The sequence below is a fragment of the Mycobacterium sp. SMC-18 genome (assembly GCF_045310895.1).
Lineage (GTDB): Bacteria > Actinomycetota > Actinomycetes > Mycobacteriales > Mycobacteriaceae > Mycobacterium.
Window position 1 is genome coordinate 1 of the sequence record NZ_JBJIAL010000076.1, and the last position, 10404, is coordinate 10404.

Annotated in this window: 10 protein-coding genes and 1 tRNA gene; 6 read left to right on the forward strand and 5 right to left on the reverse strand. The window is 62.0% G+C overall.

Annotated features, from left to right (window positions below; genetic code table 11):
• Positions 1–151: 151 nt before the first annotated feature.
• Positions 152–225: transfer RNA gene (locus tag ACJH6J_RS29330), tRNA-Leu, on the reverse strand.
• Between the two features lie 20 nt (positions 226–245).
• Positions 246–1457 carry a tyrosine-type recombinase/integrase gene (locus ACJH6J_RS29335; RefSeq protein ID WP_406776369.1) on the reverse strand — a complete coding sequence of 404 codons (1212 nt, stop codon included), beginning with the start codon at positions 1455–1457 and terminating at the stop codon, positions 246–248.
• A gap of 187 nt (positions 1458–1644) precedes the next feature.
• Here ACJH6J_RS29335 and ACJH6J_RS29340 point away from each other — a divergent pair, with 187 nt between their 5' ends.
• The 3 genes from ACJH6J_RS29340 to ACJH6J_RS29350 all read left to right on the forward strand — a co-directional run bounded on the left by ACJH6J_RS29340 (position 1645) and on the right by ACJH6J_RS29350 (position 4066).
• Positions 1645–1842 (forward strand): AlpA family transcriptional regulator, encoded by a 198-nt coding sequence (locus ACJH6J_RS29340; RefSeq protein WP_208676971.1) that lies wholly within the window; start codon positions 1645–1647, stop codon positions 1840–1842.
• 133 nt (positions 1843–1975) lie between these two features.
• A complete protein-coding gene (locus ACJH6J_RS29345) occupies positions 1976–3520 on the forward strand; it encodes an ATP-binding protein (protein ID WP_406804962.1) in 1545 nt (514 codons plus the stop codon).
• Positions 3521–3595: 75 nt separating this feature from the next.
• Complete coding sequence (locus ACJH6J_RS29350) at positions 3596–4066, forward strand: transposase (RefSeq protein ID WP_406776367.1); 471 nt, start codon at positions 3596–3598, stop codon at positions 4064–4066.
• 3 nt (positions 4067–4069) lie between these two features.
• Here the strand turns inward: ACJH6J_RS29350 and ACJH6J_RS29355 are convergent, their stop codons facing one another.
• Positions 4070–4933, reverse strand: coding sequence for a hypothetical protein (locus ACJH6J_RS29355; protein WP_406804963.1), 864 nt, complete (start codon positions 4931–4933; stop codon positions 4070–4072).
• 116 nt (positions 4934–5049) lie between these two features.
• Positions 5050–5367 carry a hypothetical protein gene (locus ACJH6J_RS29360; RefSeq protein ID WP_406804964.1) on the reverse strand — a complete coding sequence of 106 codons (318 nt, stop codon included), beginning with the start codon at positions 5365–5367 and terminating at the stop codon, positions 5050–5052.
• 532 nt (positions 5368–5899) lie between these two features.
• On the opposite strand from ACJH6J_RS29360, the gene ACJH6J_RS29365 reads away from it, so the two are divergent.
• The 3 genes from ACJH6J_RS29365 (at position 5900) to ACJH6J_RS29375 (ending at position 9301) form a co-directional block, all read left to right on the forward strand.
• On the forward strand, positions 5900–7000 hold the full coding sequence (locus ACJH6J_RS29365; RefSeq protein WP_406776376.1) for a helix-turn-helix domain-containing protein: 1101 nt from the start codon (positions 5900–5902) through the stop codon (positions 6998–7000).
• A gap of 16 nt (positions 7001–7016) precedes the next feature.
• A complete protein-coding gene (locus ACJH6J_RS29370; protein ID WP_406776375.1) occupies positions 7017–7511 on the forward strand; it encodes a hypothetical protein in 495 nt (164 codons plus the stop codon).
• Between the two features lie 395 nt (positions 7512–7906).
• Positions 7907–9301 (forward strand): IS1380 family transposase, encoded by a 1395-nt coding sequence (locus ACJH6J_RS29375; protein ID WP_099961824.1) that lies wholly within the window; start codon positions 7907–7909, stop codon positions 9299–9301.
• 369 nt (positions 9302–9670) lie between these two features.
• Here ACJH6J_RS29375 and ACJH6J_RS29380 read toward each other — a convergent pair whose 3' ends face one another.
• A complete protein-coding gene (locus ACJH6J_RS29380; protein WP_406804965.1) occupies positions 9671–10285 on the reverse strand; it encodes a hypothetical protein in 615 nt (204 codons plus the stop codon).
• Positions 10286–10404: the final 119 nt, after the last annotated feature.

Below are 10404 nucleotides of genomic sequence, written 5' to 3' on the forward strand. Positions count from 1 at the left end.
ACGAGCACGCCCACTACAGCGCCCTCGACCGAGAGCGTCAACCCGTATAGCAGCGGCGGAAAACCTGGGGCGGTTCAGGTTGCGACAACTCGTGACACTGAGGCGGGCCTCACCCAACCCAGGCAGGAAGGCGCCGATCAGGGAATTACGGTGCCCCCAGTCGGACTCGAACCGACACTTGGCGGATTTTAAGTCCGCTGCCTCTGCCAATTGGGCTATGGGGGCTTTGCAGCTCAGAGCATACTTTAGGCCGTCTCAGCCGTCCCTTGACGTCCTAAGTACCGCAGTGATACCGCAGTGCTATCGATGGCCTTGCCCAGCGCATCGGCCACACCGCTCAAATCGTCGTTGAGCAAGTGGCCGTAGCGGTCGAGCGTCATGGCCGCCGTCGCATGCCCCAGGAGTCTCTGCACGACCTTGACGTTAGCGCCTGCACTGATCGCCAGTGAGGCCGTGGTGTGCCTGAGGCCGTGCGGTACCAGCCCCTCGATGCCGACGTCTGCACACGCGTTGTCGAATGCCCAGCGGTACTCACCGAGTGGCAGGAACCCACCCTTGCGGCTGGGAAACACCAGCGCGTTCGGGTCGGCCGGTAGCTCTGCCTTGAGTTTCTTCCACACGGGTTCGGGCACTGGCACGTGACGATCCCGCTTCGTCTTGGTCGTCGACTCCACGATGCCCTTACCGGTGACCGCGGTTGCGGACGAGCGAACCGTCAGCACCCGATCCCCCACATGCCGGCGGCGCAACGCAACGGCTTCGCCGAATCTCAGCCCGCAGTACCCCAGGACCAGCGTCAGCGTCTCGAACCGATCGGCAGCCTTGGCTAGCATCAACAGCTCGGTATGGCTCAGGTAGCGCCGTTCACGCTCGGCTTGCTCGGGAAGATCCTCGTCCCGCTTGATCTCCAACGCGACGTTCTTCGCCACCTTGCCAGTCCGTTGGGCGTACTTGAGGACAGCACCTACCAGCTGATGCGCTTGGGTGATCCGACTTGCCGATAAGCCGGCTCCACGTTGCCCACCATCGACCGATAGCGACCCCAGCCACGTCGAATAGGACTCGTAGTCAAGCCTTTTCAGCGGAACACCTTCCCACTTCGGCAGCACCACGGTGTCGAGCAACGAGCGATATCCTGCAACGGTTTTCGGCTTTCGGTGCTGTTTGGTGGCGAACCACTGCTCGGCCACCGACCCGAATGTCTCCGCGCTCTTCCTCGGGTCGACATACTCACCGCGCTGAAAATCAGCGGTCAGGCCGTTGAGGTACGCCTGCGCATCCGGCTTGCGCTGGAAACTCTTGGTGCGTTCAGCACCTGTGCTGTCGACCCATCTGACACGCCATCGCGAGACCTTGCCGTACACCGCAGACCGCTCCGTGCGCATGGCGCCATCCTGGCCTTTGACACGCTTGTGCCAGCGGTCATCGATACCCGCCCGTTCGTTCCGGGTGATCACAAATGGACCATACCGCAGAAATCCGTAGGGTTCATCCGCTTTGCAAGCCGTCTGTCGGTGTCCTGTTCGGTCGCATCAGCGGGACTCGAACGACTTTTCCTTGAATGTGGCTGCGGTGGTGGACACGTCGCCGTTCTTCCAGTCAATGTTGGCTCAGCCAAGACAACTGAGATTCAGGAGGAATCTGATGGAATTGCTAGGAGCCAAGGAAGTCTCGGACATCACCGGTGTTCCGGTTGGAACGCTGAGGTACTGGCGTCACTCGGATATCGGTCCAGCAAGCTTCACCCTGGGACGCCGGGTCGTGTATCGACGCGATGAGGTTCTGCGGTGGATATCCGAGCGGGAGTGCGCAACCCGGCGCGGAGGCGGCGACGCCGCGTGATGCCCAGGCATGAGAAAGACCTCGGGGTCTAGCCGAGGCCTTTCGTTCGAACAACCCGATCGCTCAACCGGAAGTTCCCCATGAGAATAGCCCGTCATGCCCGCCTGCAGAAGCACCGCTGGCAGGAAAACCCATGAGCGCCAACAACGAAAGCGACAAGAAGTCAGTTGCCGCGCGCCTGGTAGCCATGGCTCAAGAACGGTATCTCCTCGGCGTGTCCGAGGACGGAGAGCCCTTTGGCACTGACCGCGCCCGCCCGCATCTGGCGATTCTGCTGCGTGCAGGCAAGGCCGGTCTACGCGCCGAACTCGCCTCCCGCTACTTTGCCGAGACGGGCACCGTCGCCGGTGGCCAGGCCCTCACCGACGCCACCCTGGTCCTCGAAGGCCTGGCCACCGCGCAGAGAACTGAAAAGCTGAATCTCCGCGTCGCTGAGCTCGACGGAACCAGTTACATCGACACCGGACGAACCGACGGCAAGGTCATTCGTCTCCGCGCAGGCACCTGGTCGGTCATCGACACCGCCCCAGTTCGGTTCCTGAGCACCAAGCTAACGGCTGCAATGCCTCTACCACCCCGGACCGGAGACCTCTACCGGTTGTGGGACTTCATCAACGTCGCCCTCCCAGACCGCCCCGTGCTGCTCGCGGCACTCATCGCGGCACTCGTCCAGACCGATGTGCCGCACCCGGTGGTAGCACTGTTCGCCGAGCAGGGCAGCGCTAAGACCACGACGACGCGCATGCTGGTCGACCTCATCGACCCCTCCCCCGTTCCACTGCGCCAGGCACCACGCGACGCCGACTCCTGGGTAACTGCCGCGTCCGGCTCCTGGCTTGTCGCTCTGGACAATCTGTCGGCGATTCCTCCCTGGTTGTCAGATTCGCTGTGCCGTGCCGCCACCGGCGACGGCAACGTCAAACGTGCGCTGTACACCGACGGCGATCTTGCCGTGGTGAAGTTCCGCCGCTGCATCATCATCAACGGCATCGACGTCGGCGCGGTGCGCCCCGACCTTGCCGAACGCATGGCGATGATTGATCTGCGACGCATCGACCGCCACATGCGACAGCCGGAGGCCGGCCTGCGACAACTGTGGCACCAGGCTCTACCGGGCATTTTGAGTGGACTGCTCAGCCTGGCTGCGACCGTGCATCACCGCCTGGACACCATCGAGGTCGACGACGCACCACGCATGGCTGACTTCGGTCGCGTGCTGGCGTGCGTCGACGAGGTTCTGTCGTCCGATGGCTTGCGCCGCTACATGTCACGTTCGGATCAGCTGTCGGAAGACAGCCTGTCCGCTGACCCTTTCATCGAATGTCTGCGCCTCCACACTCACGAACCGTTGCGCGGGCAGTCCGGTGTCGACTTGCTCGCGTTGATCACGCCGACGGGTGGCGACTGGCGACGGCCCAAAGAATGGCCAAGGAACGGCCGCGACGTCACGAGCCTGCTCCGCAGGCACGCGCCGGCGCTGCGGAAACTCGGATGGTTGATCGAGGACGACGGGGCACGCAACCACCGCAACGTCCTGCTGTGGACCATCTACCCCCCACACAAAGACGTGGCCGCCCACCGAGCCTCGCAACCCTCGCGTCCCTCGCTGCTACGGCCCGGCCCCGAGCACCCCACGCCCTCGCACATCGACGATGCCCGCGACGACCTCTCCGCATAGCAAGGGGGTCCCAGATCCGACGACTTGTCGGTGCGTGCAGGCAGTATCTGGACAAGCCTGGAGGGAGCAGCCGCGATGAGCCTGGACGACGACCTGGAGAACCTGGCCACCGCCGCGATCAGCGATTGGCCCGAGATCCGCCAGTCCGGCCAGCTCGATGCGGCAATCCGCGACCTCTACCGAACACATCTGTCGTTTCCAGAATTCTGGACCCCAGAAGAGCGGGAAGAGTACATCGAGGAATGGGCCGATACCGATGCCCAACAGTTGGACACCCAGTTCGACGATGCCATCGACGTCGTGATTGACACGCTCGGCCGACAGAACGGATATCTGCCGCACCCCGGGGACGCTGGAGAGATGATCGCCGAAGAACGCAAGGAAGCGGTCTACGAATTGGAGGCCAGCATCGCGTACCTTGCCGAAGACCTCGCCCAGAAGGCGATCCACGCCGCTGGCCGTACCGCCTCGAGCATGACCGGGTGCAGTCCCGCCGCACGACGCGCCCGCAGAAAGTCAAGACGACGGCCTCGCCGGATCAGGTAAAAATCACCAATCACGATGCGGATGAACGGCATTGGACAGCTCCCGCGCAGCCGTCAGTGTGGCGCGGTCCAGCTTCTTGAGCCGAGCCTGCTCTGCCACGCGAGTAAGCAACCCGCGTAGGGCCTTGCCGTCGCCCAGGACGCTGTTGACAGCATCCATCGGCACGCCCGGCTGGTCCGGCTTGGGCGTTTCTGCAGATTGCTTCTGCGCTGCAGCAGCTTTCGGTACTTCGATCACTCGAATCGGCGCCCCATATCGCTGTGCGGCGTTACGTGCTGCCGATGCGTCCCGACGACAGGTATCCGAGCAGTACAGCCGGCGACGGCCGCGTCGTGGAGCAGCGTCCTCATCGAGCATCGCTGCATCGCAGCGGACACACCGGGTCGGATCGTAACCACCAGCGCCGCAGCTTGGGGATCCGTCCGCCGCAGCCTCTGAGCGCGGATCGAGGGCGATCGAGCTGGAATCGGGTCGTCCACTCGCCTCCGGCGAAGCTGATGAACCCTGCCTGCCGGTATCACCGGATCGCGCCCGCCGCAGCATGGTCTGAAGCTCGCGCACGTCTATGCTCGCGAGTTCTGCAATCCGCGCCAGGGTTTGGCCGCGACCCCGCATCTGCTCGACGACAGTCTGTAGTCCACGAAAGTGACCTGACCGCCTCTTCACCGCATCAGTGCGGATGCTCTCGGCAGCGTGGTCGAAACGCTTGCGCTCCCAGGTATCGACCGCACCAACGCGATGCAGAATTGCCCGAATCTCCTCGGCTCCAGCCGCATTGGCTCGATCACGCCGAGCCCGCTCTTCGTTCCTCTTGCGCTGCAGTTCGACCGCTCGGTATCGCGCCCGCAGCTTCTCGTTCGCGCTCATGCCTCGAACGTACGAAGCTCCGGGCGAAATAGTCCACCACCACAATCATATTCGCGCATATCCGAAATTTGGCGCGTACACCAACCGGCTACGAAAAATGCCTCTGGAACCGCGGATCAACGCGCGTACGACACGGCCAGCCGAAGTTCATCGACTTCCATGCTCGTTAGGTGGGCGATGTCTTCCAACGAGCTTCCATATTCGAGCATTCGCTCGACCTGCTTGCCGTACGTACACAGAGCCTTAGTGAGTTCCGCCGAAGCCTCGGCGCGCTCAAGCTCATCAATGTCGTCGCCACCCGCCGATAGCGTCTCAAGCTTCCACACCTTCACCTCGGCAATACCGGCCAGTGCACGTGTGAGAATCACGCCATCGGCCATGTTGGCCAGCTCTCGCTCGGTGTTCGAATGGCGGGTTCGCGCTCTCTTAACCATGGCCGAACGATAGAACCCCGCCCTGGTTCGCGGCCACCACCGCAAGCACATTCGCCCGAAAGTCCAACGAGTCATCGACACGCTGACCTCGCGCGGTCGCGCGCACTTGGCTCCGACCGACATCCTCTCCCCGCCCATAAGAACATCGCGGCTGTCGCCTACCGCCACGCTTCAGCACCAGACGAGCACACACCTCTTGCACTCCGGGAAGCGGTGGACCGAATGTCGACGGACGATATTCTGCCCCCCAGGAAAGCGACGCGTGGTGGCCTCCGCACCGCGAGGATGGCGAGGCTCGCCGAGATTAGACGTCTTCGGTGGAAACACTCATTTAAGCGTCGCGAAGCTCGAACCCGAGGTCATTGAGTTCGTCGTAGAGGGTGCGGGCCCACAGATGCGGATCCTCATTCAGGCTGGCGATGGCCTTCGGCTCAGACAGTCACGGCCCGGCCGGGCCGTTCCCCGGGGTGTTTAACCAGGTCAAGGCCCGTAACCTCGACAAGTTTGATCCTTGTGTGGGAAAATCCCACACATGGACCACCTGACGCTTGGACAACGGGTTGCCCGAGCGCGAGAACACGCCGGTATACCTCAGAGCAAGCTCGCCGAAATGGTGAAAATGGAGCGTACGGCACTGGGTCGAGCCGAGAAAGGCGAGCGGAAGCTTGCTATGACGGAGATGGTGGCTATCGCAGAGGCCCTGCGTCGACCTCTAGCTTTTTTCGTAAGCGAACCCTTGCCGGCAGTAGTCAGTCGCAGGTCCGATAACACACGTTCAGACGAGACTTCACAGGCCCTCGACGACGAGATAGAGGTGTTCGCCAGCGATGCGCAAACGTTGTTCGATCTTGGTTTGCTTCAGGCCGTAACCAGAAGTCAAGAGGTCCGGACACCTCAGGACTTCTCTCAAGCTGAGGATCTAGCGCGGCGAGTGCGCGATCGCCTTCAGTTGGACACTGGCCCGATTTACCACCTAGCTGACGTTTGCGAGCGGGTGGGCCTAGTCACCTACGCCGCCGCGCTAGGGGAAAACGGCCCAGATGGCGGGTGTGTCGAGGTTCGCGATGGGCTGGCGGTTTCGGTCGTCAACGGAGAAGCCAAATCCGGAAGACGGCGTATGACGCTCGCACACGAACTGGGCCACTGGATTTGTGGCGATGCGTACGACGGCTCGACTGGCGACGATCACGAGAAGATGATCAACGCATTCGCCATCCATTTTCTCGCCCCACGCGCGGGAGTTCAAAAAATATGGAACGAGCACGACGAGTGGAGTGTTCGCGATCGTGCCCTGGCGGTGGGATCAATATTCAGGCTGAGTTGGTCAGCTGTCGTCAGCCAGCTGAGAAATCTAGGTTTGATCTCGTACGAGACGCGGCAGTCCCTGCTCGACCGAGAGCCTCGCCATGGCGATTACGTCGCACTCAAGTTGTCATGGGACGACGAGCCAAAATGTCCCTACGTCTCGCCGGGTTTCGCAGCGGCTTGCGTAGAGGGCTACACATCGGGCCGGCTGACCGCAGCGCGAACCATCGAGTTGCTACGCGGAACAATGAAACGCGAAGACCTACCGGAACGGGAGGCAGAATCCCTCGATAGCGTGCGAAAGCTATTCGCGGTTGGCGGTGACTGAGGGCACGCAGTGGGTGATGGACACCAGCACTTTCACTCACTTCTGCCGGGCTGGATACGGGCACATCCTGCAAGCATTGGCGCCGCAGGGTGTGGTGCTCATCCCGCGTGAAGTCGAACTGGAAATCGATGCAGCTAGAAATCTGCACGTCGGCGTGCCCACCGTGGGTTCCACGACGTGGGCCGGTCGGATATTCCTAACCTCAGATGAGGAGTGGACGGCGATGCAAGTGAAAGTAGTGCTTGGAGGCGGCACTAAAGAACACATGGGCGAATGTGCGGTGATTGCGTGCGCGAAGCATCGCAAACTCGTTGCTGTGATTGACGAGCGCGCCGCTGTGGCAGAAGCAATCGCGCGCAAAGTTCCGTTTCTAGACACGATGAGACTCGTTGCAAATGCGCACAAATCCATCTTTGATCAAGACGAGAGCAAGACTGTCGCCCTGGTTGACGCACTCCTGGGAACCGGGATGTGGTTGCCAGTGAAGTCGGGATCTGAGTTGTTCGGCTGAATCTAGGAGCGAGTCCGCCTGCCTGAATTGAAAGCTTCGCCCGTCTGTCGCCCCCATCGTGCGCTTGCCATAAGCGCCGCTGCATTCGGCGTCGTATCGGCGGTCCTTATTCCGGCTCCAGGAGAGCGCAATCACCAGACGATCCGAAGGACGCAATGGGGGCCATCGAAGGTTCTCCTGCTGTCCGGGCACCGAGCGCCCATCCTTACTTCGGCGAAGGCCTCTCCTGGTTTGTCGTCGACGTCAGCGCAGGGGCTAGACGCTGAGCGACCTTAGCCTTGATCCACCGATCGAATAGGAGTTGGGGCGGGTTGTAAAAACGAAATGCCCTGTCGCGGTGAAAGAATGGGATTTGTCGAGGATCACATTCGGTCAGAACGAAGGGCATCTCGTAGATGCAACTATCTCACACTCGTCCTGTGGCGTCAGCCCGCTTTGATGACCCCAATCTGGTGTCGTGTGCCGGGCTGGTCCCGATGGCCGCTCTGGCTCATCAGTGCGGGTTGAGCAGCCTGGCTGATGAGCACATCACGGTGCCGACCGACAAGGGCGCCAACGCCGGGGCGAAAGTCTTGTCGCTGGTCGCGGGCATGGTAGCTGGTGCTGACAGCATCGATGACATGGCCTTGCTGCGCCACGGCGCGATGGGCACCGTGTTCGACCGCCCGTACGCCCCGTCGACGCTGGGATCGTTCCTGCGCGAATTCAGCTTCGGTCATGTCCGCCAACTCGACGCCGTGGCGGCGCGGTTGCTGGCCGGTCTGCACGAACGCACTCCGGTGCTGGCCGGTGTTGACGGTCCGGTGTGTGTTGATCTCGATGACACCATCATCGAAGTGCACGGCTACACCAAACAGGGATCTGGTTACGGATACTCCGGGGTCCGTGGGTTAAATGCGCTGATCGCCACGCTCACCACTGAGCATGGTGCACCGATCATCTGCGGCCAACGCCTACGCAAAGGCGCCTGCGGATCAGCACGTGGAGCTGCCCGCATCGTCGGCGACACGCTGGCCACCGTGACACGACTGCGCTCTTCGGCGGCAGCCACCCGGCCGCTGCTGCGAGCCGACTCGGCGTTCTACGGCTACCCAACCGTGGCGGCTGCTCTGCGCGGTGGTGCCGACGTGTCGATCACCGTGCGCCTAGACCCAAAAGTCAAAGCCGCCATCGCCGCCATACCCGAGGACGCCTGGATCTCGATCCAGTACACCGACGCGATCTACGACGAGAACACCCAGCGCTGGATCTCGCGCGCCGAGGTCGCCGAGATCGACTTCACCGCGTTCAGCTCCCGCAAAACCAGCGAGCAGATCCCCGGCAGGCTGGTGGTGCGGCGCATCCCCGACCTCAACCCCGCCAGCGGCGAGGGGCAGACCACCCTGTTCGACACCTGGCGCTTCCATGCCTTCTTCACCACCACCGACCTCGATACCGTCACCGCCGACAAGACCCACCGCGGCCACGCGCTCATCGAGCAGGTCCACGCCGACCTCAAAGACTCTGCTCTGGCCCATCTGCCCTCGGGGCGATTCGGCGCCAACGCCGCCTGGCTGGTGTGCGCAGCGATGGCGTTCAACCTCACCCGCGCCGCGGCCACCCTGACCGGACCAGCGCTGGCCAAAGCCCGCACCGGCACCATCCGCCGCACCCTGATCAGCGTGCCGGCACGCATCGCCTCCTCGGCCCGACGCCTGACCCTGCACCTGCCACGCAACTGGCCCTGGGAAACCGCGTGGAACACCCTGTTCCACAGTCTGTTTGGCCGAAACCGGCCACTGCTGGCCTAACAGAGCAACCCCAACCGCCCGCACGAGACGAAAGACCCACAGGAACAAGCCGATACCGAGATCGGGCCATCACACACACCCACCTCACGGCACACCCCGGGCCCAACTCACACAATCGAAATCGACTTCACACCGACAGCTCACCGGTGGATCGAGGCTTAGGTATGTCACGCCGCCAACGGATCGACGTGTTCACTCCGGGATGCGGCGAGGACGGTGATACGTGCAATCTTAATTTGGCGTAACCCCAACTGCGCGAATGAAATTGGGTGGTTCGGGACGGCGACCTCCCGGTAACCAGTTTTGTCGAGACCATCACTACCTGGCGTCGCGCCGCGAAATTAGATTCTTAATCACGAGCTCTATTCACTATTTTGTCCGCAGGTTTAGGTTCAACGCCCCGCATGGGCAGCGCAGAGCGTCTTCCCGCCCCGGGGAACCATTGACGTAGAGCCACCCACCGCAGGCGCTGTTCGTACATCTGAATAGCTCCAAGAAGTCCTTGCATGCCGCGACCACCGGAGCGAAGTCAGCCTTCGACATCGACGCCCAATCATTATTGTGGACAAGGGCGTTAATCGCCCAATTCTCTCCATCCTGAGCAAGCATCGCCTGTTGGCGGGCCGTCTTGAGGTCTTCAACTTGTTGCTTACCAGCTTGGTTGTTCCATTTCTCGGCCGAAGTACCAGCTTTCTTGAGCAGGTCTCCATGGCGGCCCTTGGCCGCCGAGAATAAGGCGCCAAGTTCGTAATTGTTATCGGGTCGGTAGATCACCTTGCCCTGCAGCGCGGCAACGATATCTGCCATCGACGCTTCGAGGTTACGACGGAGCTTATGAGCTGCTCCGGGCACATCATCGTCCGCGAGGTCAGCGTCAATCTGCGTCCAGAGATCCTCGCCCTGGCCATACACCGGACCGCGATCGACGGTCCAGCCGTGGAATCGGGCGTGGGCCTTCGCCCCGATAAGCCCTGAGGACTGCATTTGCCTGGCCCAGACTTCGTCGTGGGTGGTCAGGATGAACTGTGTTGACGACGCCTGAAAACTGACCCCCTGTCGACGGGTGAATTTTGACCCCCGTCATTGATAGGAGGGTGATTTCA

What these genes read in the sequence shown, in the direction of transcription:
- ACJH6J_RS29340 (WP_208676971.1), top strand. Translation starts at nt 1,645, where the DNA reads ATGGAATTGCTAGGAGCCAAGGAAGTCTCGGACATCACCGGTGTTCCG.
- ACJH6J_RS29345 (WP_406804962.1), top strand. Translation starts at nt 1,976, where the DNA reads ATGAGCGCCAACAACGAAAGCGACAAGAAGTCAGTTGCCGCGCGCCTG.
- ACJH6J_RS29350 (WP_406776367.1), top strand. Translation starts at nt 3,596, where the DNA reads ATGAGCCTGGACGACGACCTGGAGAACCTGGCCACCGCCGCGATCAGC.
- ACJH6J_RS29355 (WP_406804963.1), bottom strand. Translation starts at nt 4,933, where the DNA reads ATGAGCGCGAACGAGAAGCTGCGGGCGCGATACCGAGCGGTCGAACTG.
- ACJH6J_RS29360 (WP_406804964.1), bottom strand. Translation starts at nt 5,367, where the DNA reads ATGGTTAAGAGAGCGCGAACCCGCCATTCGAACACCGAGCGAGAGCTG.
- ACJH6J_RS29365 (WP_406776376.1), top strand. Translation starts at nt 5,900, where the DNA reads ATGGACCACCTGACGCTTGGACAACGGGTTGCCCGAGCGCGAGAACAC.
- ACJH6J_RS29370 (WP_406776375.1), top strand. Translation starts at nt 7,017, where the DNA reads ATGGACACCAGCACTTTCACTCACTTCTGCCGGGCTGGATACGGGCAC.
- ACJH6J_RS29375 (WP_099961824.1), top strand. Translation starts at nt 7,907, where the DNA reads ATGCAACTATCTCACACTCGTCCTGTGGCGTCAGCCCGCTTTGATGAC.
- ACJH6J_RS29380 (WP_406804965.1), bottom strand. Translation starts at nt 10,285, where the DNA reads ATGCAGTCCTCAGGGCTTATCGGGGCGAAGGCCCACGCCCGATTCCAC.